The 24,822-nt window shown below is 65.4% G+C and carries 25 protein-coding genes and 1 pseudogene; 17 read left to right on the top strand and 9 right to left on the bottom strand.

Annotation, left to right across the window (positions count from 1 at the left end; all coding sequences use genetic code 11):
- The 6 genes and pseudogenes from ACZBJS_RS37685 to ACZBJS_RS37710 form a co-directional block, all read left to right on the top strand.
- Positions 1 to 91 (top strand): annotated as a pseudogene (locus tag ACZBJS_RS37685) (IS5/IS1182 family transposase); the annotation flags it as partial.
- A gap of 173 nt (positions 92 to 264) precedes the next feature.
- On the top strand, positions 265 to 651 hold the full coding sequence (locus ACZBJS_RS37690; RefSeq protein ID WP_244558953.1) for a YciI family protein: 387 nt from the start codon (positions 265 to 267) through the stop codon (positions 649 to 651).
- A gap of 89 nt (positions 652 to 740) precedes the next feature.
- The gene (locus ACZBJS_RS37695) at positions 741 to 2,024 is read left to right on the top strand and encodes an RNA polymerase sigma factor (RefSeq protein ID WP_463439983.1); all 1,284 of its coding nucleotides are present in this window, start codon (positions 741 to 743) and stop codon (positions 2,022 to 2,024) included.
- Between the two features lie 196 nt (positions 2,025 to 2,220).
- Entirely contained in the window at positions 2,221 to 2,598 is a 378-nt protein-coding gene (locus ACZBJS_RS37700) for a hypothetical protein (protein WP_463439984.1), read from the top strand.
- 8 nt (positions 2,599 to 2,606) lie between these two features.
- Positions 2,607 to 3,815, top strand: coding sequence for a putative zinc-binding metallopeptidase (locus ACZBJS_RS37705; RefSeq protein WP_253605020.1), 1,209 nt, complete (start codon positions 2,607 to 2,609; stop codon positions 3,813 to 3,815).
- Entirely contained in the window at positions 3,812 to 4,846 is a 1,035-nt protein-coding gene (locus ACZBJS_RS37710) for a D-alanine--D-alanine ligase family protein (protein WP_050382451.1), read from the top strand. Before ACZBJS_RS37705 ends, ACZBJS_RS37710 begins: the two co-directional genes overlap by 4 nt.
- A 111-nt stretch (positions 4,847 to 4,957) precedes the next feature.
- Here the strand turns inward: ACZBJS_RS37710 and ACZBJS_RS37715 are convergent, their stop codons facing one another.
- The 3 genes from ACZBJS_RS37715 to ACZBJS_RS37725 all read right to left on the bottom strand — a co-directional run bounded on the left by ACZBJS_RS37715 (position 4,958) and on the right by ACZBJS_RS37725 (position 7,328).
- A complete protein-coding gene (locus ACZBJS_RS37715; RefSeq protein ID WP_057020109.1) occupies positions 4,958 to 5,230 on the bottom strand; it encodes a hypothetical protein in 273 nt (90 codons plus the stop codon).
- Between the two features lie 358 nt (positions 5,231 to 5,588).
- Positions 5,589 to 6,215 carry a Crp/Fnr family transcriptional regulator gene (locus ACZBJS_RS37720; RefSeq protein ID WP_463439985.1) on the bottom strand — a complete coding sequence of 209 codons (627 nt, stop codon included), beginning with the start codon at positions 6,213 to 6,215 and terminating at the stop codon, positions 5,589 to 5,591.
- Between the two features lie 138 nt (positions 6,216 to 6,353).
- Positions 6,354 to 7,328 carry a lytic transglycosylase domain-containing protein gene (locus tag ACZBJS_RS37725; RefSeq protein ID WP_463439986.1) on the bottom strand — a complete coding sequence of 325 codons (975 nt, stop codon included), beginning with the start codon at positions 7,326 to 7,328 and terminating at the stop codon, positions 6,354 to 6,356.
- 187 nt (positions 7,329 to 7,515) lie between these two features.
- Here ACZBJS_RS37725 and ACZBJS_RS37730 point away from each other — a divergent pair, with 187 nt between their 5' ends.
- From ACZBJS_RS37730 to ACZBJS_RS37760, 7 genes are all read left to right on the top strand, one after another.
- Positions 7,516 to 8,535, top strand: a complete 1,020-nt coding sequence (locus tag ACZBJS_RS37730) for a L,D-transpeptidase family protein (protein ID WP_057020178.1) — start codon at positions 7,516 to 7,518, stop codon at positions 8,533 to 8,535.
- A gap of 189 nt (positions 8,536 to 8,724) precedes the next feature.
- Positions 8,725 to 9,528, top strand: coding sequence for a dienelactone hydrolase family protein (locus ACZBJS_RS37735; protein WP_316398313.1), 804 nt, complete (start codon positions 8,725 to 8,727; stop codon positions 9,526 to 9,528).
- A gap of 209 nt (positions 9,529 to 9,737) precedes the next feature.
- Positions 9,738 to 11,402, top strand: coding sequence for a thiamine pyrophosphate-binding protein (locus ACZBJS_RS37740; protein ID WP_316398312.1), 1,665 nt, complete (start codon positions 9,738 to 9,740; stop codon positions 11,400 to 11,402).
- Between the two features lie 122 nt (positions 11,403 to 11,524).
- Complete coding sequence (locus ACZBJS_RS37745; RefSeq protein WP_076832663.1) at positions 11,525 to 12,295, top strand: SDR family NAD(P)-dependent oxidoreductase; 771 nt, start codon at positions 11,525 to 11,527, stop codon at positions 12,293 to 12,295.
- Between the two features lie 432 nt (positions 12,296 to 12,727).
- On the top strand, positions 12,728 to 12,994 hold the full coding sequence (locus ACZBJS_RS37750; protein ID WP_141340539.1) for a hypothetical protein: 267 nt from the start codon (positions 12,728 to 12,730) through the stop codon (positions 12,992 to 12,994).
- Between the two features lie 198 nt (positions 12,995 to 13,192).
- The gene (locus ACZBJS_RS37755; protein ID WP_316398821.1) at positions 13,193 to 14,110 is read left to right on the top strand and encodes a DMT family transporter; all 918 of its coding nucleotides are present in this window, start codon (positions 13,193 to 13,195) and stop codon (positions 14,108 to 14,110) included.
- A 100-nt stretch (positions 14,111 to 14,210) separates the two neighbouring features.
- Positions 14,211 to 15,782 carry a serine hydrolase domain-containing protein gene (locus ACZBJS_RS37760; protein ID WP_316398820.1) on the top strand — a complete coding sequence of 524 codons (1,572 nt, stop codon included), beginning with the start codon at positions 14,211 to 14,213 and terminating at the stop codon, positions 15,780 to 15,782.
- A gap of 285 nt (positions 15,783 to 16,067) precedes the next feature.
- Here the strand turns inward: ACZBJS_RS37760 and ACZBJS_RS37765 are convergent, their stop codons facing one another.
- Positions 16,068 to 16,244, bottom strand: coding sequence for a hypothetical protein (locus ACZBJS_RS37765; RefSeq protein ID WP_162832420.1), 177 nt, complete (start codon positions 16,242 to 16,244; stop codon positions 16,068 to 16,070).
- A 384-nt stretch (positions 16,245 to 16,628) separates the two neighbouring features.
- Here ACZBJS_RS37765 and ACZBJS_RS37770 point away from each other — a divergent pair, with 384 nt between their 5' ends.
- A complete protein-coding gene (locus ACZBJS_RS37770; RefSeq protein WP_016847287.1) occupies positions 16,629 to 16,757 on the top strand; it encodes a hypothetical protein in 129 nt (42 codons plus the stop codon).
- Here the strand turns inward: ACZBJS_RS37770 and ACZBJS_RS37775 are convergent.
- Genes ACZBJS_RS37775 through ACZBJS_RS37790 form a run of 4 tightly spaced genes read right to left on the bottom strand, consistent with a single transcriptional unit; the run spans position 16,754 to position 20,359 of the window.
- Positions 16,754 to 17,509: a GntR family transcriptional regulator gene (locus tag ACZBJS_RS37775; RefSeq protein WP_028337580.1), complete on the bottom strand. Its 756-nt coding sequence runs from the start codon at positions 17,507 to 17,509 to the stop codon at positions 16,754 to 16,756. The two genes, ACZBJS_RS37770 and ACZBJS_RS37775, sit on opposite strands and share 4 nt — an antisense overlap.
- A gap of 6 nt (positions 17,510 to 17,515) precedes the next feature.
- The gene (locus tag ACZBJS_RS37780) at positions 17,516 to 18,496 is read right to left on the bottom strand and encodes a Gfo/Idh/MocA family protein (protein WP_316398819.1); all 981 of its coding nucleotides are present in this window, start codon (positions 18,494 to 18,496) and stop codon (positions 17,516 to 17,518) included.
- Positions 18,493 to 19,380 carry an NAD(P)-dependent oxidoreductase gene (locus ACZBJS_RS37785; RefSeq protein WP_316398818.1) on the bottom strand — a complete coding sequence of 296 codons (888 nt, stop codon included), beginning with the start codon at positions 19,378 to 19,380 and terminating at the stop codon, positions 18,493 to 18,495. Before ACZBJS_RS37785 ends, ACZBJS_RS37780 begins: the two co-directional genes overlap by 4 nt.
- 19 nt (positions 19,381 to 19,399) lie before the next feature.
- Positions 19,400 to 20,359: a Bug family tripartite tricarboxylate transporter substrate binding protein gene (locus tag ACZBJS_RS37790; RefSeq protein WP_057020101.1), complete on the bottom strand. Its 960-nt coding sequence runs from the start codon at positions 20,357 to 20,359 to the stop codon at positions 19,400 to 19,402.
- A 136-nt stretch (positions 20,360 to 20,495) separates the two neighbouring features.
- On the opposite strand from ACZBJS_RS37790, the gene ACZBJS_RS37795 reads away from it, so the two are divergent.
- The 3 genes from ACZBJS_RS37795 (at position 20,496) to ACZBJS_RS37805 (ending at position 23,678) form a co-directional block, all read left to right on the top strand.
- Entirely contained in the window at positions 20,496 to 20,885 is a 390-nt protein-coding gene (locus tag ACZBJS_RS37795) for a carboxymuconolactone decarboxylase family protein (RefSeq protein WP_083715163.1), read from the top strand.
- Between the two features lie 60 nt (positions 20,886 to 20,945).
- On the top strand, positions 20,946 to 22,307 hold the full coding sequence (locus ACZBJS_RS37800) for a class-II fumarase/aspartase family protein (RefSeq protein ID WP_463439987.1): 1,362 nt from the start codon (positions 20,946 to 20,948) through the stop codon (positions 22,305 to 22,307).
- 114 nt (positions 22,308 to 22,421) lie between these two features.
- Entirely contained in the window at positions 22,422 to 23,678 is a 1,257-nt protein-coding gene (locus ACZBJS_RS37805; RefSeq protein WP_463439988.1) for an aminopeptidase, read from the top strand.
- Between the two features lie 205 nt (positions 23,679 to 23,883).
- Here the strand turns inward: ACZBJS_RS37805 and ACZBJS_RS37810 are convergent, their stop codons facing one another.
- The gene (locus ACZBJS_RS37810) at positions 23,884 to 24,816 is read right to left on the bottom strand and encodes a GNAT family N-acetyltransferase (protein ID WP_076832641.1); all 933 of its coding nucleotides are present in this window, start codon (positions 24,814 to 24,816) and stop codon (positions 23,884 to 23,886) included.
- Positions 24,817 to 24,822 lie beyond the last annotated feature (6 nt).

Raw genomic sequence — 24,822 nt, forward strand, 5'->3', positions numbered from 1 at the left:
GTTCCGCCGCGTCGCAACCCGCTTCGAAAAGACCGCCCGAAATTACCTGGCCGTCGTTACTCTCGCAGCCATCGTCTTATGGATGCGATAAATGTCCACACCACCTAGTGCTTTCGCAGGGACGACAAGGATTTGCTTCTGCCCGAAAAAAATTCCCTTTCCCATGTCGATTCACCCCCTCCCGGATCGTCGTTCCCCATAGCGAGCCGGTCTTGCGGCGATCATCGCCGCGTCTCGCCCAACAGGAGTTTTCCGATGCGCTTCATGTATATCGTCACCTCGCCCCAGCCCCCGGGCCCGCCGACGCCGGCTCTGATGGAGGCGATGGGCAGGCTTGCCGAGCGGGAAATCAAGGCGGGCCGCATGATCGACACCGGCGGGCTGTTGCCGGTCGCGATGGGCGCCCAGGTCCGCATCACCGACGGCAAGCTCAACGTCGTCGACGGGCCCTTCGTCGAGACCAAGGAGATGATTGGCGGCTATGCGATCTTCGAGCTCCGCAACAAGGAAGAGGCGGTCGCCGCCGCCGTGGAGTTCATGCAGCTGCACAAGGAGCATATGCCGGGTTGGGAGGGAACCTGTGAGGTTCGCCCATTCGCCACCCCGGGCGCCGACGGCGGTTGTCAGGTCGATGTGTCCGCCTGCGCCTGATGCGCCGCGCGAACAGGGCGTTCGCAAGCGAAGTGGACGCCGGTTCGCGTGAAGAAAACGCGTCAGGACGAGAATCCAGGTCGGCGGCGATGACGGCCGCCGACATCCAGGCCACGATTCTTGCGGTGTGGCGCATCGAGCAGCCGCGGCTGATCACCAGCCTGTCGCGGATGCTGCGTGACGTGCCGCTCGCCGAGGACCTGACCCAGGAAGCGCTGGTCGCCGCGCTCGAGCATTGGCCGGCCGATGGCGTGCCGGAAAAGCCCGGTGCCTGGCTGATGGCGACGGCCAAGCGCCGCGCGCTCGATCATCTGCGCCGCAACCGCATGCTGGCCGAAAAGCACGGCGTGATCGCGCACGACCTGGCGCGGGAGCAGGAGACCATGCCCGACTTCGATGCCGCGCTCGACGACGATATCGGCGACGAATTGCTCCGGCTGATCTTCACCGCCTGCCATCCGCGCCTGTCGCGGGAGGCGCGCGCCGCGCTGGCGCTCAGGATGATCTGCGGCCTCACCACCGAGGAGATCGCGCGCGCCTTCCTGCAGGCGGAGGCGACCATCGCCCAGCGCATCGTGCGCGCCAAGCGCACGTTGTCGGAGTCAGGCCTTGCCTATGAGACGCCGCGTGGCGAGGAGCTGTCCGAGCGGCTCGCCTCCGTGCTCGAGGTCGTCTACCTCATCTTCAACGAGGGCTATACCGCGGCAAGCGGCGACGAATGGCTGCGGCCGCAGCTCTGCAACGAGGCGCTGCGCATGGGCCGCGTGCTGACCTCGATCGCACCATCGGAGCCGGAGGCGCACGGCCTGCTGGCGCTGATGGAGTTCAACGCCTCGCGGATGGCGGCGCGCACCGATGCGTCCGGTGAGCCGATCCTGCTGATGGACCAGAACCGTGCGCGGTGGGATCGCCTGCAGATCCGCCGCGGGCAGCTCGCGCTGGCGCGTGCCCGCGAGCTCGGCGGCGCCGGCGGCTTCTATGTGCTGCAGGCCGCGATCGCCGCCTGCCACGCCGAAGCCGGAACACCGGACGCGACCGACTGGCGCCGCATCGCCGCGCTGTACGGCGATCTCGCCGCGCTCTTGGATTCACCCGTGATCGAGCTCAACCGCGCAGTTGCGATCGGCATGGCCGAGGGGCCGCTTGCTGCGCTCGCGATCGTCGACGGCCTCACCGAAGAGCCGGCGCTGAAATCCTATCATCTGCTGCCGAGCGTGCGCGGCGATCTGCTGAATAAGCTGAGCCGTTTCGCGGAGGCGCATGCCGCGTTCGAGGCCGCCGCCGCATTAGCCGGCAATTCGCGCGAGCGCGAGTTCCTCAAGCGGCGCGCCGCAATCGCTGCGCGTGCCGCGCAGGATCATGGCTGCCGCTGACGGCTCGGCGATTTCGACGGAGCGAAACCATGTAGCCCGCATGAGCGAACCGAGATGCGGGTCTTTGCGACGAGCAACCCCGGGTGTCGCTTCGCTCACCCGGGCTACAAGGTTGCTGCGGGTCGTCGTGTCCGCGATTTCGACTCAAACCTGCGGCATGCTCGGACGAAATTCTCTCGGACCGGGAACTGCCACCATGACGAAGCCATCCGTGCTGACGATCGGCCTCGACCCTACCTTCGTCGATCTGTCCGTCATGCCGCAGTTCACGCCCGAACTGGTACGCAGCTATCTCGACGCGCAGATCGAGGGCCTGCGGACGCTCGGCTACGACGTCGAGAGCTGCCTGATCGACCTCGGCGATACGGCGGAAGCCGTGACGGCGGCGGCCCTCAACGCGCGCCGCTACGACTGCGTCGTGATCGGTGCTGGGCTGCGCGAGCCGCCGGAGCGGCTCTTGCTGTTCGAGACGATCCTCAATCTGGTGCACCGGCTCGCCCCCGATGCCGCCATCTGCTTCAACACCAGGCCGGCCGACACCGCCGCTGCCGTGCAACGCTGGGTCAAGCCTTAGGACGCCAGATGAGCGTCGCCTTGAGCCGGCGAATCGGGCTCGGCGCGCTGCCCGCCGCCCAAGGCGGACACTCGGGCCGGCCCGATGCCGGCATTGGCCGGAGGCTCGCCGCGAAGGCCCGGCGGTTGTTGCCGGCGGCAACCTATGACACCATCCAGAGTCCGATTTGCTTTAGACTTTGGAAGCCTATGCCGCGCCGCAAATTTGCCTGGGAAAAGCTGACGGACGAGCAGTTGCTCGCGCAACCGCTCAATCGTCTGAGGGTTGCCGTCGAGGGCACCTGGCTCGCCGATTGTGTGAATACGCTCTATGAGGAGCTTGAGGAGCGCGGCATCCGGTTGCGGCCGCACACGTGGATCTCGAGCGAATGGTTCAGCCCGGCAGATGTGCCCGGCATCGCGATCCCGTTCTACCTCGCCCATCCCCGCCTGATGAAGCTCGAGAAGAAGATGATGCTCGACGTCGAGGGCGCCTCGTGGTCCGAGTGCATGGCCATTCTCCGCCACGAGGCGGGGCACGCCGTGCAGCACGGCTACCAGCTGCAGCGCCGCCGGCGCTGGCAGCAGCTGTTCGGCCCGTCGTCGCAGCACTATCCGCGCTACTACCGGCCCAATCCGGCCAGCCGCAATTATGTCCAGCATCTTCGGCTCTGGTACGCGCAGAGCCATCCGGATGAGGACTTCGCCGAGACCTTCGCGGTGTGGCTGCGGCCGCGCTCGAACTGGCGGACGCGCTATGCCGGCTGGCCCGCGCTGAAGAAGCTCGAATATGTCGACGAGCTGATGGGCGAGATCGCCGGCAAGCGGCCGCTGCTCCCGACGCGCGAGCGGGTCGATCCGCTGCATACGCTCAAGCAAACGCTCGCCGAGCACTACAGGAAGAAGCAGGCATTCTACGCCTTCACGCCGCCGAAGACCTACGACCGCGATCTCTCCAAGCTGTTCTCCGCCGATCCGCGGCATTATCGGCGTCCGCCGGCCGCGGCCTTCATCAGGCGGCACCGCGCCCAGATCAGGCAGCTGGTGGCGCGGTGGACCGGCGAGAACCAGTTGACGCTCGATGCCGTGCTCGATGATATGATCTCGCGCTGCCGCGAGCTCAATCTGCGTGCCGTCGGCCCCGAGCAGAAGCTCGTGACAAACTTCACCATTCTGCTGACCGCCAAGACCATGCACGCGCTGTTCGGCCCGTCGCGCCGGAAATGGATCGCGCTATGAAACAGCTTCGCATTCTGGTGCTGATGCACCCGGACTGTGTGCCGCCCGACTCCAGCGATGGATACAGCGCGCGGGAGATCAACGAGTGGAAGACGGAATACGACGTCGTCAGCACCCTGCGCGCGGCCGGCCATGAGGTACGTCCGCTCGGCGTGCAGGAGGAAATCAAGCCGGTGCGCGACGAGATCGAGGGCTTCAAGCCGCACGTCGTGTTCACGCTGCTGGAGGAGTTTCACTACGACGTCGTGTACGACCAGCACATCGCGAGCTATCTCGAGCTGATGAAGATCGCCTATACCGGGTGCAACCCGCGCGGCCTGATCCTGGCGCGCGGCAAGGATCTGTCCAAGACGCTGGTGCACCATCGCCGGATCCCGGTGCCGGCCTTCGCCGTGTTTCCGATGCGCCGCAAGGTCAAGCGGCCGCCGCGTCTCGAGCTGCCGCTGATCGTCAAGAGCCTGAGCAGCGATGGATCGCTCGGCATCTCGCAGGCGTCGATCGTCGATACCGACGAGAAGCTCGCCGAGCGCGTCGCCTTCATCCATGAGCGGATCGGAACGGCCGCGATCGCCGAGCAGTTCATCGAGGGACGCGAGCTCTATGTCGGCGTGCTCGGCAACAACCGGCTGCGGGTGCTGCCGGTGTGGGAACTGAAATTCGGCAGCATGGGCGGCCCTGCTGCGCGCCAGATCGCCACCGAAAAGGTCAAGCACGATACCAGCTATCAGGAGCGCGTCGGGATTGTCGACGGCCCGGCCGAGGATCTCACGCCGGAACTATCCGCCCATATTCAACGGCTGGCGAAGCGCATCTACCGGACCCTGGGGCTCGACGGCTATGCGCGCATCGACTTCCGCTTGTCGACCAATGGCGTTCCCTATTTCATCGAGGCCAATCCCAATCCCGAGATCGCCAAGAGCCAGGAGTTCGCGACGGCCGCCGGGCATGACGGGTTGGACTATCCGGATCTCCTGCAGCGCATCGTGACGCTCGGAATAAGCCGCGCCAAGGCCGGCGCGTCGCTGGGCTGACTCGAGGCCGCTAGATCATGATGCGTTTCCACAGAATCGCATCATGATCTCATCTCCTTGTTTGAGCATGATCTTTTCGGAAAACCGGTTTCCACTTTTCCGGATCATGCTCTAAAGGCTGCGCTGCATCGGATGGCGTCGCGCATCCTTGGGAATGAACATCGCAAACGTTTCCCTAACGCGCGCGGCCGGCGTCACGGTGCCGGCGGTCGCGGAAACAGGGGCTGCCGTCGGATGAAAAGCGTCCGGTTCCGGCCAGCGCCGTGCAAGGATTCCGTTTACCGAAACCGGCATGGCGAGCCCATCGCTGCGGCAGCTGTCGTAGACGTACAAACCGGCAAGAAAAATCGATACGACAACAAGGATCGTCCTGAAAATCGGCATTGTGCTTGCGCCTTCTTGATTGAGGCGAACAATGCCCGGTGACGGTGAACCGCGCGTTTAGTGCTGCGGCCGATCAGCTGATACGGTTCCCAACTCATGAATTGGCTTGCGTAAACGGCCCGCTTACCAATGCCTTCAAGGTTGCGGCAACCAGCTTTCCTCACCGGCGGGAAAGAAGTCTCTGGCATTGAAAGACCAACAACAAGACTGAGGAGGCACCATGTTCGTCGCCATTCGAGTCATGATCCTGATCGCCAGTGCATACGCCGGCTCGGCCGTTGCAGAGATGCAGTTTGCGCCGCTGCCGAGCCTTGCGGCGTCGTCCGCGCCGTAGCGCCGGCAAGCGAGGCGGCGCACCTTACGCCGGACTGGGCGCCACCTCGCCGACCCCGATCGCGCGAGCCGCGTTTTCCGTCATCCTCGTCGCCGTCAGGCGCAGGAAATACAGCGACAGTCCCGGGTTGCGCTCGCACAGATTCCTCAGTGCGCTGTCGCTGATCCAGAGCAGATCTACATCGGTCGCGGCTTGAGCGGTTTGCGTGCGGCGGCGCTCGAGCGAAAACAGCCCGATCTCGCCGAACAGTTCACCCGCCGATACCCCGCGATCGATCTCGGGAAACCTGACCTCGCCGGACACGACCATGTACAGCAGGTCGGCGTCGTCGCCTTTCCGGAAGATCGTTTCTCCCGCCTTGAGATGCTTCGGCTGCATGAACGGCTGCAGCCAGTTCGGAGAAAGGTCCGTCGCTGCAGCACGCTTCGCTTTCCGAAGCAGCCGAACCATCTGGAACAGCAACACCACGTTCAGGGGCAGCAGAATGATATGCAGGATGAGCACCGGGTAGATCCGGTCGCCCAATCCATAGCTGATGAATGCCAGATTGCTGAATATCGCGACAGCGCGCAGGCTCAACATCGTACTCATGCAGAACGTCAGCAACACAAGCGCCGACGCCAGATAACCCAAACCATCGATCAACGTCATGACAACGCCCACTGGGAAATGAAAATTGCAAGCAAACCGATCTGAAAACGACCGGCAACATACACCAGTGCGCTCAGTTTCCTGAGCGGAAATATCGCCGGCCCACGCTTGCGGCGGTGCACGCGTCGTGACGCGGCCTCAGCTCGACGAACGCGCGCGCGAGGCGACGTGAATGGCGCGGGTCTTGCCGGATTTCGTTTTGGCGGCGACGACGGTCGGGCGCGCCTTGCCGAGCCGGGCCGCGCCCGGCGAGCTCTTTCTGAGCAGCAGCGCGAGCCGCTTGCGCGCGCGGCCGGCGACCGACCTTGCCGCCTCTCGCGCGGCCTCGGCCTTGCGGATGATCGTCGTCACCGCGGCCGCCGGCGACGCCGCGACGAAGGCGACATCCTTCGCCTTCGAGAGGCCGCCTATGCCTTCGCACGGCGCTTCGCCCGGCAAGTCGATGCGGATGGCGAGCGTCTCGGCATGCTCGACCCAGTCCTCCGCCTTGGTGCCGGTGATGATCCGGACATAGTCGCGGGTCTCGCGCGGCAGCTCGCTTTGCCTGGCGAGCCATCTTTGGACGCGGCCGCTGCCGGCATTGTAGGCGGCCGCCGCCAGGCCGAGATTGCCGAAATCGTCGCGCAGCTTGCGCAGCAGTCTTGCGGATGCCGGCAAGGCCTGCAGCGGATCGAAGGGATCGTCGAGCCCGACTTCGGCCGCCGTCTCCGGCATGAACTGCGCAACGCCCTGCGCACCGGCATGGCTGATTTCGTTCGAGCGAAAGCGGCTCTCCTGCCAGATCAGCCGCGCAAAGAACGCAACGGGGATTTCGCTCGCCTGCGCCGCGTCCTTCAGGCTGTGGCAGAATTTGTCGATCGCGGACAGCTGCGGCTCGGCCGCGGCATCGCTCGGCTGCGCCGCAGGCGCGGGCGTCTTGTCCGCGTCCGTCGCAGCGGGCGCCTCGCTGGCATCAGCGCTTTCGATAAAGCGCGCGGCAAACGGAACGGCGTCGGATGTCGCGTCGCGCGAGAATGTCGGGGCTTGGGTTGAGGCGTTGATCGAGCCGGGCGAACGATCGAAATCGAGCATCAAGACAAGAAACGCGGCAAGCGCCGCGATGACAAATCGCATTTGCTTTCAGAGACCTGAATTGTGATGTGAGTTGCGCGCAAATGCACTTCGGATCACGACTTTTTAGCGGGTCGATTGCGGCGAAGCCGCGAAATCAGCTGTTCCGCCGTGGAACTTCGCCGCTGTTCGCATTGGAACTTCGACGCTTTCCGTAGCTTTACGGAAGATGATCACGTTGGGATGCACGATGTTCCGACCGTTTTCCGTTGCACGTTTTGCGATTGCACTTTTGCTTGTGTCGGCCGCGCCGGCGGTGGCCGCGGGTCTTGATGCGGCCGCGATCAACGACGTGGCGGCGCCGCCGGCAAAATTGCCGGACCGTCGTCAGCTCAACGCCTTCGTTGCCAAGCTCGAGATCCTGCTCGACCGCGCGCATTTTTCTCCCGGCGAGATCGACGGCAAGCTGGGCGACAACGCGCAGAAGGCGCTCCGGGCGTTTGCCGACGCGAATGGATTGTCCTTCGACAAGGCGGTGACGCCGGAGCTCTGGAGCGGGCTCACAACCGCCAGCGAAGGGCCTGCGATCGTCAGCTACACGATCGTCGACGCCGACGTGAAGGGGCCGTTCGCGAAGAGGATCCCCGCGAGGATGGAGAGCATGAAGAGCCTGCCGGCGCTGGGCTATACCAGTCCGCGCGAAGCGCTCGCCGAAAAATTCCACATGAGCGAGGCACTGCTTCAGGCGCTCAATCCGGGACAGAAGTTCGACAAGGCCGGCGAGACCATCGCGGTTGCCAACGTCGTCGACGCCGGAAAACCGCCGCAGGTCGCGCGCGTCGAGGTCGACAAGATGCGGCAGGCGCTCAGCACGTTCGATGCAGCAGGTAAGCTGCTCGGCTTCTATCCTGCGACCGTCGGCAGCGCGGAGAAGCCGACGCCGAGCGGAACGCTCAAGGTGACGGCGATCAACAAGAACCCGACCTATCGCTACAATCCGAAATACGCGTTCAAGGGCGTCAGATCGAAGACGCCGTTCACGATCAGGCCCGGTCCGAACAACCCGGTCGGTGTGGTCTGGATCAACCTCTCGGGCGAAGGCTACGGCATTCACGGCACGCCCGATCCCGGCAAGGTCTCCAAGGCGGAGTCCCACGGCTGCGTCCGGCTCACCAACTGGGACGCGCAGCGCGTCGCGGCCGGTGTCGCGAAGGGCACCCCGGTTGCGTTCATCGATAGCGCGACAGGCTCAGCAACGGCGACGCGCTGACCTTGACGCAACATCGTTCACAGATCAGCAACCGACAGAAATGTTGGCGCGCTCGGCCGCGGGCCAGACGCCCGCGCGCTCGGGAGATGATGCGCAGCCGGCGAGCGAAGCGGCTCCGCTTTCCAAAGCCTAGCGCAGGATTCGCTGGTATGCCAATGTCGCGTCGTGCCAAACCCGCAGGAGGTCAGCATGCGAACGATCATAACGAACATAGTGGGAGCACTCTGCGCCATCGCGATGGTCGCGAGCGCGCACGCAGCGGTCAAGGAAGAGCCGGTCACCTATACCGACGGCGAGACCACGATGAAGGGCTTCGTCGTCTATGACGACGCGACCCAGGGCAAGCGGCCCGGCATCGTCATGGTGCACGAATGGTGGGGCATCACCCCGCATATCCATAGCGAGGCGCGGAAGTTCGCGGAGCAGGGCTACGTGGCGTTCGTCGCGGATATGTACGGCGACGCCAAGACCGCCGACAACCCGAAGGATGCCGGCGCGCTCTCGGGCTCGGTGATGAAGAACCCGAAGGTGATGGAGCAGCGTTTCAATGCCGCGCGCGAGCAACTCGCCAAGCAGGCCTCGGTCAATCCGCAGCGGATCGGCGCCGTCGGTTACTGCTTCGGCGGCGCGGTGGTGCTGAACATGGCGCGCACTGGCGCCGATCTTGCCGCCGTCGCGGGCTTCCACGCCTCGCTCGGTCTCAATACCCCCGCACCGGCGCCGGGCACCGTCAAGGCGAAAATCCTGATCCTGAACGGCGCGGACGACCCGTTCGTGAAGCGCGAGCAGTATGATGCGCTGAAGAAGGATTTCGACGCCGCGAAGGCCGATTACCGCATCGTCGAGTATCCCGGCGCGGTTCACGCGTTCACCAACCCCGAAGCCACCGAGCTCGGCAAGAAGTTCAATTTGCCGCTCAGATACGACGCCAAGGCCGATCAGGAATCCAAGGCCGAAGCCGCAAAGCTGTTTGCCGCCAACCTCAAGAAATAAGCAAAAGGGCCACCTAAACGGTGGCCCTTTTCTTTGGCTGGTTCGGCCGCGGAAGTGGCAGGGCCGCGGCCTCGCTGGCGCGGCGGCGCCTTGTAGCCATGCGGAAGACGCAGCCGGGCGCGCGGATGCTGGCCGTCTCGCACGGTTGCCACGGGGCGCTCCCCGGCCGATGATGCGCAAAACGGATCAGAACAATCGAGAGGGAGCGAATGCGCGGGCGTCGTGTGCTGATGGAATCGTTCGTGTCGCACGGCGTGCGTCATATCTTCGGCAATCCTGGCACGACCGAAACGCCACTGCTTGACAGCCTGCCGGCATTTCCGCAACTCGAGTACATCATGGCACTGCATGAAGGTGTCGCGGTCAGCGCCGCCAGCTTCTACGCGCAGGCGTCGGGGCGTGTCACGGTCGCGAACCTGCACGTCGCTCCCGGCCTCGGCAACGGCATCGGCTCGCTGTACGGCGCGCTGAAGGCGGGTTCGCCCGTGGTCGTGACGGCCGGCCAGCAGGATACGCGAATGCGGCTGAAGAATCCGCTGCTCGGCCATGACCTCGTCGCGATGGCGGCGCCGGTGACCAAGTGGAGCGTGCAGATCGAGCGCGCCGACGAGATCGCGCCGATCATGCGCCGCGCGTTCAAGGTGGCGACCGATGCGCCGCAGGGGCCGGTGTTCGTGTCGCTGCCGATCGACGTCATGGAACAGGAGACCGCGGTCGATGCTCTGGCGCCGGACAATTTGTGGCGCTCGCCGCGCCCCGATCCGGCCGGCATCGAAGCGTTTGTCGCGCTGCTTCTGAAGTCGAAAAAGCCGGCCATCATCGCTGGCGACGACGTGGCACGATCGGGCGGCGAGCAGGCGCTGGTGGTGCTCACGGAAGCGATCGGCGCCACCGTGTGGTTCGAGGGGCTCCGCCATCACGCGCCGTTCCCGACCAGCCATCCGAGCTATCGTCAGTCGCTTCCGGGCGACGCAAGGCAGGTGCGCAAGGCGCTCGGCGATGCCGATCTCGTGCTGCTGGTCGGCGGCCCGTTCTTTGAGGACATCTGGTTTGCGCCTGGCGGCCACATCCCTCACGGCGCGTCCGTGCTGCAGATCGAAGCCTCGGCCGAGCGTCTCGCGCTCAACAACCGGCTCGATGCCGGCATCGTCGGCGACATCGCCGTCAGCGTCGGTGCCTTGACGGAGGCGGTACGTGCAAAGGCCAGCGCGGACTTCAGGCAGGCCGCGCAGAACCGCAATGCCGCGCTGGCCGAATTGCAGGCGAAGGAGAAGGAGGCTTATCGCGCGCGGGTCGAGAAAAGCCGGGACCGGCAGCCGACCGCGATGCCGCGTGTCACCGCGGAGCTTCGTCGCGGCCTGCCCGATGATGTCGTCATCGTTGATGAAAGCATCACGGCGAGCCTCGATCTCGCGCGCGCCTTCGACTATCGCGGCTTCGGCGATTATTTCGGCGGCCGCGGCGGCGGCATCGGCCAGGGCCTCGCCGGGGCGATCGGCGTCAAGGTCGCGATGCCGGATCGTCCGGTGGTCGCGATCTCCGGCGACGGCTCGGCGATGTACGCGATCCAGGCGCTGTGGACCGCCGCGCACCACAGGCTTGCGATCGTGTTCGTGGTGCTGGCCAACCGCGAGTACCGCATCCTCAAGCACAATGTGGACGTCTGGCGCCAGAACTTTGAGGCCGGTACCCAGCATCCCTATCAGAACATGGACATCACCGGCCCCGCGCTCGACTTCGTGCATCTCGCGGCCGGCATGGGCGTCGAGGCGGTCAGGGTCGAGAAGGCCGACGACATTGCCGGTGCCGTCGCAAAGGCTGTCGCGGCGCAGCGGCCGTACCTCGTCGAGATCGCAATCGAAGGCAAGCGCTAGAGCATGAATCCGGAAAAGTGCGAAGCGGTTTTCCGACAAGAACATGCTCAAACAAAGAGCTCATGCGCATTAATGATTCAGCCCAATTTCATCGTACTCTCATCGCGCTCGAGGAGTTTCTCATGGCAGGCATTCTGGACGGCAAGGCCGCATTGGTGACGGGCGGCGGCTCCGGCATCGGCCGGGCGACGGCAATTGCCATGGCGCGTGAAGGCGCGCGCGTGGCGGTGTCGGACCTCTCGAAGGACGGCATCGAGGAGACGGTCGCGCTGATCAATGCCGCCGGCGGCCAGTCGATCGCGATCCAGGGCGACGTCACCGACGAGGCCGACGTCGCGAACATGGTGGCCCGCACGGTTTCGGCGTTCGGGCGCATCGATTGTGCGTTCAACAATGCCGGCGTTGCCGGGCGCTCCGTCGGGCCGCCCGGCCAGCGCATTCATGAACTCACGCAAGCCTCGGTGGCCAAGATGTTCTCGGTGAATCTGATGGGCGTGTTCCTGTGCCTGAAATACGAGGTCGCGCAAATGCTCAAACAGGGCGGTGGCGGCGCCATCGTCAATACGGCCTCGATCGCAGGCCTGGTCGGCCTCGCGACGTCCGGCCACTATGTCGCGACCAAGCACGGTGTCGTCGGGCTGACCAAGTCCGCCGCGATCGAATATGCCCAGGACGGCATCCGCGTGAATTGCGTCAATCCCGGATACATCAAGACGCCGATGACAAAGGAGACGATGGATGAACGCTACGACGAGATCATCGCCAAGGTGCCGGTCCGTCGCCTGGGCGTGCCCGAGGAAATCGCCGAAGCCGTGGTCTGGATGTGCTCGGACAAGGCGTCATTCATGACCGGCGCATCGCACGTGGTCGACGGCGGCTACAGCGCCGCCTGATCTTCCGAAGGGCCTTTGTTTACGTTGGTGGCCCGGTTGTACAAGCATTCGATCATCGCGGCATGATGGCGGCGTTGATCTTCGTGGCCTCGGTGCTCTTGCTGCGAGTGATGCATCTCGGGCAATATGGCGCTTGGCAACGAAGAGCTTCGAGATTTGGTGTTCAAACTCAATCGCATTGTCGGTTTCATCATTCTAGCAGCGCTCGTCTACGGCGTGCTCCAGGCTTGCGGGTTGCTTCCTGAGGGCGCAGCTCGGCTGTTTCCTCAACGCAGCGGCTCGCCCGCGGCTTAAAATTGATGCTCCACATCCGAACGTCCGCTGCTGGACCCATAGCGGGTATCGTTTGACGCTGGTTTTGGTCGCCTCCTTCGGCAAACGGAACCGAAGCCGGTCCAGCCTGTTTGGTACGATTAGCCAAGGGAGGTCGGAATGAGGATCATTCTGATGACGACGATTGGCTGGGCGTTGTCGTGTGGATTCGCGCTAGCCCAGGCCGATCCCAACAAGGACGTGAACACGGCAACCGGGCGCTCGGCACCGGAAGAAAAAGGTCAATTGCAGCCACAAGGTTGGACCGGGCCACTTGAAACAAAATCAGGTGGTGCGCCGCCGGAAAGCCCGCAAGGTCAAAGCCCGCCGGGAATGCAGGGAGCGCCGGACGGATCGACAAAAACCGTGGTTGAACCGCGGAAGTAAGTCCCACGTCTTGTCTGTGAAAGGCCAGCTTCCCTTAGGGTGAACCGGCCCTCGAGCTCGCCCTTTGCAGCAAGCGGACATCGCGGCAGCGCGGAATGACGTCAGAGCTTGATCCAAGCGGACCCTGGCAGGCTTGCGCCAACCAGCCGTGCGTATCGATGGGTTGATCCGCTTCCGGCACTAACGTAGTCGTTCGCGATGAACGAACGTTCGGCCATCGCCAAGGCTGCAGCTCTTCCGGATACGAAAGCCATCCTGCTCGGGGTCGCATGCGGCCTCGGTGCGGCGCTGTGCTGGGCGCTCGGCTTCGTGGCGACCCGACACGGCCTCAAGGTCGGTTTCACACCCGTCGACCTGCTGATGCATCGCTTCCTGTGGTCGGGCATCGTCTTCCTGCCGCTCGTTGTGCGCGCCGGCCTCCGCGATCTCTGCGGCATCGGCTGGGGCCGCGGCATGGCGCTGATGCTGCTTGGCGGGCCGGTGATGTCGCTGATCAGCTATGCCGGCTTCATGTTCGTGCCGCTGGGGCACGGCAGCGTGATCCAGCCGTCCTGCGCGACGCTGGGTGGATTGTTTCTCGCGGTCGTCTTGCTGAAGGAAACGGTCTCGCTCTCGCGCGCGGCCGGCGCTGTCGTCATTGTCGTCGGTCTTGCCGTGATCGGCAGCGAGTCGATCGGCCATATGGGGCCGAGCGCCGTGATCGGCGATTTGATCTTCGTTGCGACCGGCTTGATGTTCGCGGGCTTCGCCGCGCTGGTGCGCTACTGGCGTGTCTCGGCGTTCTCCGTGGCCAGCGTCATCAGCGTGCTGTCGCTCTCGCTGTTTCCACTCTATGCCGTCTCGGGTGGGCTCGCTCGCGATGCGGCCATCGGCCTGCATGAAAACACGCTGCAGGCCATTGCCCAGGGCATCCTGGCCGGGCCCGCGGCGATGTATTTGTTCGCGGTGTCGATCCAGCGCCTGGGCGTTGCCCGCGCAGCCGTATTTCCTGCGACAGTGCCGGTGCTGACCCTGCTGTTGGGATGGCTCCTGATCGGCGAGCCACCAACTACGCTGCAGGTGGCCGGATTGGCCGCCGTGTTGGCCGGATTCTATCTCGCGCAGCGGCAGCGCTAGACGGCCGACGTCCTGATGGCGCGCGGTCGCGGCGACGATTGACAAGCAAGCGAGGGATCGCGGATGGTGCGGCTCTCCGCCGTGTCGTAATGAGACGCCGATGCAAGTTCAACGTTTGGCGCTGCCGATGCTTGCAGGGCTCGTGCTTGCAGCTTCGGCTTTGTCGGGCGCAGCCCGGGCGCAAGACGCCGCCGAGCCGATGCGGCAGACCTCGCAGTGGCAGAACTGGCAGTGGCAGACCTCGACGCCGGAAGAGCAGGGGATGGATTCCGCTGCGCTGGCGCGGCTCGTCAATGACGGTGCGGCCCACGGTCTCGATAGCCTCCTGATCGCGCGGCACGGCCGGATCGTGCTCGACGCCTATTATGCGCCCTACACGCCGGAGATCCCGCATCTGTTCAATTCCGTCACCAAGGCGGTGACCGGCACGCTGGTCGCGATGCTGCTCAGGGATGGCGTGCTCGACAGCCTCGACCATCGCATGGTGGATTTCTTCGGCGATCGCAGCATCGCCAATCTCGACGACCGCAAGCGGGCGATCACGGTCCAGACCATGCTGGACATGACCTCGGGAATGGCCTGGACCGAAGGCGTTGAGGGTAGCCGACCGGACTCGCTGATCGAGTGGGGGCGCAGCCCTGATGCGATCCAGTTCATCCTCGACCGCCCGATGGCGAAGGCGCCGGGCGAGGCGTTTGATTACAACACCGGCAATGCGCAGCTGTTGGCCGCCATCATCAACAAGCTCACCGGCATGAGCGCGCGGGACTATGCGGTGACGAAACTGTTTCGCCCGCTCGGGATAGCCGCGCCGTACTGGCACAGCATCGGTCCCGGACTGACGCAGGGCGGCGGCGGGCTTCAGCTCGCGCCGCGCGACGCGGCCAGGATCGGTCTGCTCTATCTGCATGACGGTGAATGGGACGGGCAGCGCTTGCTGCCGACCGGCTGGGTCGACCGCATCAGGCACGCGGCGACCGAGATGCACGCCTCGTTCGACTCATCGTTGCGCTACGCCAATTTCTTCTGGGTCATGCCGCAGCGGCAGGTTGTCATGGCGGTCGGCGACCGCTGTCAGCTCGTCATGCTGTTTCCCGCGCTCGACATCGTCACCGTCGTGACCGCGCGCGACTACTGCTCGTTCGGCAGAATGGCCGATGAGATTTCGGGCGCGGTCAAATCCGACACGGCGCTGCCGGTGAACTCCGTCGGCGGCAATCAGCTCGCGGGCGCGTTGCGCGATATCGCAACCGAAAAGCCGTCGACGGTTGGTGCCGTGCCCGAGACGGCCGCCGCCATCTCCGGCAAGACCTGGCGCTTCCCGGCCAATCGCTTCAATTTGCGGGCACTAACGCTGCATCTGACGGATCAGCCCGCGCACTACGAACTCGAAACGGCGACGCCGGATCCGGCGAGGCCGGTGACGACACTGGCGGGACCGATCGGGCTCGACGGTGCCTACCGTCTCGGTCAACCAACGGCGCTCGGCGTGATGGCGCTGAAAGGGACGTGGCAGGACAACCAGACATTCGCGATCGACCTGCGTCTGGTCGGCGGCGATACCGACCGCCGATGGCTGCTGTCATTCGATGGCGGCAAGGCCCGGCTCAGCGGCAAGGATCGCTTCGGCCGCGACGTTAAGGCCGACGCTGAAGCGCCGGGCGCGCAATAGATCGAGCGCGGGCCGCGTCCCTGTCCATTTCGGGCACGTGAAGCTCGGCTTCCTTCGCGTCGTCCCGGCGAAGGCCGGGACCCATACGCCGCGGCGGACGTTGTAGCTGGGACTGGTCGTTGCAATAGTGCAGAAGGCGTCGTGCCCGCGCAGCGATCTTGGCGGCATGATCGCAGGAAATCACGACCGGCGCACGCCAACACGCACACCGCCATGGCAGACGGCCGCGCGAATCGACAATGCTACGGAAACTATGCGCCCGAGGCTCTCAGCGCGGCGGCGACCTTATTGGTCCACCTTCGGCGTCTTGCCCGCAATGTCGAGGCCGAACCGGAGCGCGCGCTCCTGGCGCTCTTCCGTCAGCAGCTTCAATTCCCGTTCCAGCGACCGCGCCACCTCGTCCTGGGTTTCCTTGGAGCGGCGACGGGAGTCGCCTTGCGGTTTGGCCGGTTCGGCAGTCACGGGAGAAGCCCTTGTCACAGTGTCACAGGCCCTGATCGCACGGCGGGAGTCGGGGCGACAATCAAAAAGAATTCAGTGGGTGCATCTTTGGAAGGTTTGCTGTGCGTCTGATTCAAATTTGGGCAGAAAATTCTCTTAAGTGTTGCCTCGAATGAAGCCGACCTCGATTGGCCTACGGTCTCATCAATTCGGATGAGAGAGCCCGGTTCCGACGAAATCATTTCCGGATTCGCACGAAGGCGTCCTGAAACCGACAAGGTCTAACCTTAGTAGCGTTGTGAAGGACGGCTGCCTGGTGAGACGCTGAGGACCGCGGTGGTGAGATTCACGACCAGGGTCGCAAGGTCGGTCGGTCCTGCTGAGACGTTGGGGATGATCCCGGAAATGAAGAAGTTGAATGCTGTGCCTTATGTCTGGGCGGCTGCGCTGATTGCGGTCGCGATCTGGGGCGTGAGCGGCACCCCGCAGACGGCACACACCTCTGCCAGCACCCATCTGGCCCGGGTGCGCTAGAGCTTCGGCCGCAGCGAGCGCTGCATATCCATCGTGTAGGTGTAGCGCCCCTCGGGGTGCGTGGTGATGGTGACCTCGAACAGTTCCTCGCGCTGGCCGTAGTAGCGGCGTACCACGGTGAGCGCCGGCGAGCCGGTCTTGACGCCGAGCGCCCTGGCGATCGGCGCCGGCATGCCCCGCACGAAGATTTCCATCTGCGCGCGCTCAGTGACCTGGCCGTACATCCTGGCAATCTGCTCATGCACCGGGGTGCGGCCGTGGTCGGGCCGGGTCACGACATCGGCGAACCTGCGCAGCACGTAGATCTCGGCCCAGCCGAGCGGGGCTGCGAACTGGTCGGAGCGGCGCACCGCCTCGATCAGGAACCAGCTCTTGCCGGGCTCGCATTTCAAGAGCCCGGCCAGCTTGCGGTCGGCGACGATGTCGCTGCTGGCCACGACCTCGCGGTAGGTTTCGTTGGAATAGCGCAGCCACTCGCCGAGCGACTTGACACTGTGGGTGAACAGCACCGGCGGCTCGGATGCGATCACCACCGAGCCGAGGCCGGCGCGGCGCACGATCAGGCCCTGGTCGATCAGGATGCGCAGCGCCTCGCGCACGGTCTGCCGGCTGGCCTGATAGCTCGCCATCAGCTCGGTCTCGGTCGGCAGCAGATTGCCGACCGCGTAGGTGCCGAGCCGGATGTCCTTCTGCAGTCCGGTGGCGATGTCGCGGTAGCGGGACGATCGCGCTCGGTCCGGTTGTTCAGACATGGCGGATCACTGGTATGCCGTATGGCAGACGACCGGATGTCCCGATTGCATCGACTGCAGCGCGGCCTCGAACGCGGCGAGCGTCGCCAGCACGTCGGCCTCGAGCACCGGGAACGGCTGCTTGCCTTCGACGGCGTCGGCAAAGGCCGATAGTTCCGCGGTGAGGGTGTCGATTGCCGGATAGCGCGTCGTCGCAGGCGCCTCGCCGGATTTCCGCAGCACCATCGTCTGTTCGTCGAGCACCTCGGCGGATCCCTTCGTTCCGAACACATGCACGCGCCAATAGAACGGTGTTGCGCGAATTGTCGCAAGGGTTGCGCTCACGCCATTCACAAATTCAATCGCCAAGGTTGCAGTGTCGAGCGGCGGCGGTCCGGCCTCGCGCGCACTCAACCGGGCATAGACCTGGCGCGCGGGACCAAGCAGGCTGACGAAGCCGTCGAGCACATGCAGCCCCGCGCCGGTCAGGCCGCCGCCCGGCGATTCCTCGGGCGACACCCGCCAGCCCTGCGTGATGGTCTGCGAGTTCTCGTTGCTATTGTGGCCCTCGACATGCAGGATGGTGCCGAGCTCGCCGCTGGCTGTGATCGCGCGCAGCGCCTGCATCGACGGCCAGAACCGGCGGTTATGCCCGACCGCGAGCACCACGCCGGCGCTGCGGCACTCTGCGAACATCTCCGCGGCATCGGCGCGCCGAAGCGCCAGCGGCTTCTCGCAAAACACCTGCTTACCGGCGCTGGCTGCCGCGATCACCTGGCCCTTGTGCAGCGAATGCGGCGTCGCCAGCAGCACGGCATCGATGCGAGCGTCAGCGAGCACATCGTCCAGGCTCGCCGCGACGGAGAGGCCGTGCGCCTCGCAAAAGCTGGCGGCGCCGTTGGTGTCGGGTTCCACCGCGCGGACGATCCTGAGCCGCGGCTCGTTGCGCGCGGCCCCGACCAGTGCGCGGCCCCATCGACCGAGGCCCGCGATCGCACAGTTGATCATGACTGTCCCTCACCGTGGCCGCGGCCGGCCCGGATCGCCTCGATGACCGCGGCGCTGTCGTTGTCCGGCCCTTGAAGCGCGATCGCCGCGCGCAGCAGTTCGGCCTGCACCGAGGTCAGCGGCAAGGGCAGGCCGTGCCGCCCGGCCTCCTGCAGGATCAGTTCGGCATCCTTCAAGGTCTGCGCGATATGCGATTGCGGCGAGAAATCCCGCGCCAGCATCTTCGGCCCCTTGCTGTCCATCACCTTGGAATATGCCGCCGATTGCCGCGCGGTCGCAAGGAACGCCGCGCCGTCGAGGCCGAGGCTTTCCGCAAAGGCGATGCCCTCGGCCAGCGCGGCGCGGTTGTTCTGCAGGATCAGATTGATGGCGAGCTTGGTGCGGCTGGCATTGCCGATCGCGCCGACATTGACCCGCTGCGGGCAGAGAATGTCGAGCGTCGCCGCGGCGGCGTCGATGATGTCGGCATCGCCGGCGACCAGCGCGGTGGCCGTGCCCGCCCGGACCTCGGCGCTGGTCCCCGAGATCGGCGCTTCGATGAAGGCGAGGCGCGAGCGGGAGGCGAATTCGGCGATTGCCACGATCTCACCCGGCGCGCAGGTGGTGGTGCAGATGACGCGCGGCGGCGACGTCGCGTTGGCGAGGTCCGGCAGCAGCGTCCTGACCTGGGCCGCGTCATACACCGCGATGACGATGGTCCGGCAGCGCGCCGCGACGTCGGCGGCGAACGCTGCGAACTCGGCGCCGCTGGCTCTCAGGCCATCTGTCTTCGCCGCGTCGATGTCGAAGCCGATCACCCCGATGCCGGCGTCGATCAGCCGCGCGGAGAGCGCCGATCCCATCAGCCCGAGGCCAATCATGCCGACAGGTGTCTCGCAAGCCATGATGCGACGCCGCCTCGCTTTATTGCGGCTGGATGCCGGCCGCCTTGACCTCCGCCGACCAGCGCACGACCTCGCTCCTGACGAAGGCGCCGAACTCGGCGGGCGCGAGCGGCGCCACCATCACGCCGACATCGGCGAGCTTCTTCCTCGTCTCCGGCATCGCGAGGTACTTCGCACACTCGGCGTAGAGTTTGCTGACCACGGGTTCCGGCGTGCCGGCGGGCGCGAACAGGCCGTACCAGATCGTGGCCTCGAAGCCCGGCATCGCTTCCGCGAGCGCGGGCAGGCCGGGCGTCAGCTCGTTGCGGGTCGCCGACGTCACGGCGATGCCGCGCAAGGTGCCGCCCTGCATCTGCGGGATCGCGACCGAGAAGTCGCCGAAGGTGAGATCGATCACCCCCGCCATCACGTCGGTCATCGCCTGCGGGACGCCGCGATACGACGCCGCGACCAGCGACAGGCCGCCGCGCGATTGCAGCTGGGCGATCGAGATCTGCGATGCGCCGGAACCGTAGCCCGCGGTCAGGTTGGGATTGGCCTTGGCGTAGCTGAGGAACTGCGGCAGGTCCCTGGCCGCGAGCTTCGGATTGACCAGCAGCACCATCGCCGTCGTGGTGGTGCGGATGACAGGCGCAAAGTCCTTCACCGGGTCGTAGGGCAGGCTCTTCAGCGTCGCGACGTTGCTGGCATGGGTGGTGTTGGTGCCCATCAACAGCGTGTAGCCGTCGGGCGCGCTGCGGGCGACCTCCTGGGCGCCGATGCTGCCGAGCGCGCCGGCGCGGTTCTCGATCAGCACGGTCTGGCCCAACGCGTCCTGCAGATGCTGGCCGACCAGCCGCGCGACATTGTCGGGGCCGGCGCCGGCCGGGAACGGCACGATGATCTTGAGCGGCCGTTGCGGGAAATCGTCGGCGGCGAAAGCCGGCAGGATGGGAAGCGTCGCAAGCAGGACGACGAGCAGCCCCAGCCGTAACTTCATCCCGGTCTCCTCCCGTGTCTGCTTTTGCAAATTTATACGGACAAATACATCAGAAAGGCAAGCGTTAGGCCCGCTGGAATGTTGAGGTGCGTCATATTTATCCGTATAAATAGTCCATTCAGGGAGCCCGACGACGATGGTGGACATCAGCGATCTCCATGCGCGCGGACTGCGCCGGCGCCAGAAGATGTTCGGCGAGGTCGACGTCGCCAAGCGGATGGCCGCTGCGGGCGATTTCGGCACGCCGCTGCAGAACATCATCAATGCCTATGTCTACGGCGACGTCTGGGAGCGTAGCGGGCTGTCCGACCAGATCCGCAGCCTCGTGATGCTCGGCATCACCGCGGCGAGCAGCAAGCCGGCCGAGTTCCGCGTCCATGCCAAGGGCGCGCTGGCCAATGGGTGCACCGCCGCGCAGGTGCAGGACGTGCTGCTGCTGGTGGCGATGTATTGCGGCATTCCGGCCGCGATCGAGACCAGCAAGATCGCAGCCGAGGTGTTCGGTGAGGCGCCGCCGGAGGGGTAGGGCACCGGCCCCTGCCGTGATAGGGACGTTGCCGACCGCGACCGGCAACAGGATCTGCCCATGTCCGCCTTCCCGACCTCGACCACCGTGCTCGATTCCGTATTGTTTCGCGATGCCTTCGGCACGCGCGAGATGCGCGAGGTGTTTTCCGATCTGCGGCTGATCGAGCGCTACGCCGAGGTCGAGGTCGCGCTGGCGAAGGCCGAAGCGCGCTGCGGCGTGATTCCTGCCGAAGCCGCCGCGGAGATCGCAAAGCGGACCGATGTTGCCACGCTCGATTTCGATCTGCTGCGGCAGGAGACCGACGTCGTCGGTTACCCGATCCTGCCGCTGGTGCATCAGATGGCGAAGCAGTGCGGCGAGGCCGGCCGCTACGTCCATTGGGGCGCGACCACGCAGGACGTCATGGACACCGCCGTGGTGCTGCAACTGCGCGACGGATTGAAGATCATCGAGGACGACATCGCTGCGCTGCGCGGCATCCTCGCCGATCTCTCGACAAAATACCGCGACACGCCGATGGCCGGCCGCACCCATCTGCAGCAGGCGCTGCCGGTGACCTTCGGCTACAAGACCGCGATCTGGCTAGCCGCGTTCGATCGCCACGCCGCGCGGCTTGTGGAGCTGAAGCCGCGCGTGCTGATCGGCCAGTTCGCCGGCGCCGCCGGCACGCTGGCCTCGCTCGGCGACAAGGGATTCGAGGTCCAGCAGGCGCTGTGCGAGGAACTCGGGCTCGGCGTGCCCGTCTCGACCTGGCATGTCGCCCGCGACGGTCTGGCGGAAGCGGTGAATTTCCTCGCGCTGGTCACGGGAACGCTCGGTAAGATCGCACTCGACATCATGATCATGGCGTCGACCGAGTTCGCCGAGGTCTACGAGCCGTTTGTCAAAGGGCGCGGCGCGTCCTCGACCATGCCGCAAAAGCGCAACCCGATCTCGTCGGAGCTGATGCTCGCCGCCGCCAAGGCGGTGCGCCAGCATGCCGGCCTGATGCTGGATGCGATGGTGCAGGATTTCGAGCGCGCCACCGGCCCGTGGCACGCCGAATGGATGGCGATCCCGGAAAGCTTCGTGCTGACCGCGGGCGCGCTGCACCAGGCGAGGTTCACGCTTGGCGGTCTGATCGTCGACGAGCAACGGATGGCCGACAATCTCGACATCAGCCGCGGGCTGATCGTGGCCGAAGCCGTGATGATGGGCCTCGCGCCGTCGATCGGCCGGCAGGAAGCGCATGACGTGGTCTATGACGCCTGCCGCCTCGCCAACGACAAGGGCCTGACGCTGGCCGAGGCGCTAGCGGCGGATGATCGCGTTGCCAGCCGGATCGCTCGGGCGACGATCGACCGCCTCACCGCGCCGAAAAACTATCTCGGCCTGGCGCCGCAGATGGTCGACCGGGTGCTGGCCTCGGTGAAGCAGTAAAATTCGAGGCAATTGCTCGCCGTCGCGTGATCGGGCGCGGCGGGCAGGAACCTTGCGGATGCGGATCGAATTGGACTACGAATCCCGAGGGTTCCTCAAACGACACGGCGCTTCATGACCGCACATCAACGCAACCTTTCCGCATCGATCGATCCCGTGAAGCTCGACCGGCTCGCCGAAGTCGCGATCAAGGTCGGCCTGCAGCTGCAGCCGGGGCAGGATCTGCTGCTCACGGCGCCCGCCGGAGCGATGCCGCTGGTGCGGCGGGTGGTGGAGCATGCCTACAAGGCCGGTGCGGGTCTCGTGACGCCATTCTTCTCGGACGAGGAGCTCACGCTGGCGCGCTACCGCTACGCCAACGATGCGAGTTTCGATCGCGCCGCAAGCTGGCTCTATGAGGGCATGGCGAAGGCGTTCGGCGCCAACACCGCGCGGCTTGCGATCGTCGGCGACAATCCGATGCTGCTGTCGGGCGAAGACCCGGTCAAGGTGGCGCGCGCCAGCAAGGCCAATTCGATCGCCTACCAGCCGGCACTGGAGAAGATCGTCAATTTCGACACCAACTGGAACATCATCGCCTATCCGAGCACGTCCTGGGCCAAGCAGGTGTTCCCCGACGATGCCGAGGACGTCGCGGTGGCCAAGCTTGCCGATGCGATCTTCTCCGCCTCCCGCGTCGATCAGGATGGCGCCGTCGCCGCCTGGGCACAGCACAATGCGAAGCTCCGCGAGCGCACCGAATGGCTGAACGGCCAGCGCTTCCACGCGCTGAAATATTCCGGACCCGGCATGGAACTCACGATCGGCCTCGCCGACGGTCATGAATGGGAGGGCGGTGCGTCGACTGCCAAGAACGGCATCGTCTGCAATGCCAACATCCCGACCGAGGAAGTCTTCACCACCCCGCACTGCCGCCGCGTCAGCGGCCACGTCGTCAGCTCCAAGCCGCTGTCCTATCAGGGCACGCTGATCGACAATATCTCGGTCAGGTTCGAGGAAGGCCGCATCGTCGAGGCCAAGGCCTCGCGCGGCGAGGAAGTGCTGAAGAAGGTGCTCGACACCGACGAGGGCGCGCGCCGCCTCGGCGAGGTCGCGCTGGTGCCGCATTCCTCACCGATCTCGAAGAGCGGGCTGCTGTTCTTCAACACGCTGTTCGACGAGAACGCCGCCTCGCACATCGCGCTCGGCCAGTGCTACTCGAAATGCTTCGTTAATGGCGACAAGCTGACGCCGCAGCAGATCGCCGAGCAGGGCGGCAACAAGAGCCTGATCCATATCGACTGGATGATCGGCTCCGCCCACACCGATATCGACGGCATCCATGCCGACGGTCGCAGCGTGCCGGTGTTCCGCAAGGGCGAGTGGGCGTAAGGGGGCCGACGCTCTTCACCTCGCCCCGCGTGCGGGGAGAGGTCGGATCGCATCTTCAGATGCGATCCGGGTGAGGGGGCGCCTCCGCGAATGCAGCTGTCACCGAATATGTGGAGAGGCCCCTCACCCCAACCCTCTCCCCGTAAGAACGGGGCGAGGGAGCGCAATCCCGTCGCCGTCGCTACCGACCCAATCTCATCGCGCTCTACTGAAACCTCCGCCCCCGCGCGGCGAGCAGGTCGCCGCGTGGCGCGCTGAAGCGGCAGGTCTCGTGCTGCGGCCGGAAGCCGAGCCGGCGATAGATCTTCAGCGCGGGAGCGTTGCGGCTCGAGACGTTGAGCCAGCACGGGTGCTCGACCGATACGTCGTGTGCGGCCAGCACGCGATAAACCAGCAGCTGGCCGAGCCCGCGTCCCTGCCGCACCGGGTCGACGGCGACCGACTCGATCCACATCGAGTTCCGCTCCAGTTCAGTCAGGCAGAAGCCCGACATCTGTCCATCCTCCGACGCGATCCAGACTTCGCTCTCGGTCAGGACCTGCGCCATCTCTTCCCGCGAGTACAGGCGGAAGGCGGCGTCCGACGCATAGGCGGCGTTATGGATGCGCGCGACCTCGCCCGCGCAGGCGGTGACGTCGCTGACCTGCTCGATGGTGGCGCGCGCGGCCGCGAGCGTGCGCGCCGGCTGCAACGGCTCGACGCACTTCATCCCGATCTCGGACTCGACATGAACAAAGCCGAAGGCGGCCACGAAGGCCATTCCGGCCGGCCAGTCGCTGCTCACCAGCGTCTGAACGGTGAGATCGGCGTCGGCGTCGATCGCAAGCACCTCGTCGAACAGCGCGAGGCCAATCCGGCGGCGGCGCATCTCGGGCGCCACGACGATCTTGAGGAATCGGGTGTGATGCGCGCCCTGGTCGCGCAACGACGACTCGGCGAGGCCGACGAGCACGCCATCGCGCTCGGCTACGCGAAAGTCGCGCCCGCCGCGGTTCTGCGGCAGCTTCAGGAACTGGTCCCATTGCGGCAGCGTGACAGGGCCTAGCCGCGGTTCCACCGCGGCTGCCTTTGCGTAAAGTTCGACCACCGCTTCCGCATCAGCCTCTCGAAGCGGCCGGATGGTGATGCCGTCATCCATGAGTCG

Source organism: Bradyrhizobium sp. KZN70725, from assembly GCF_055264925.1.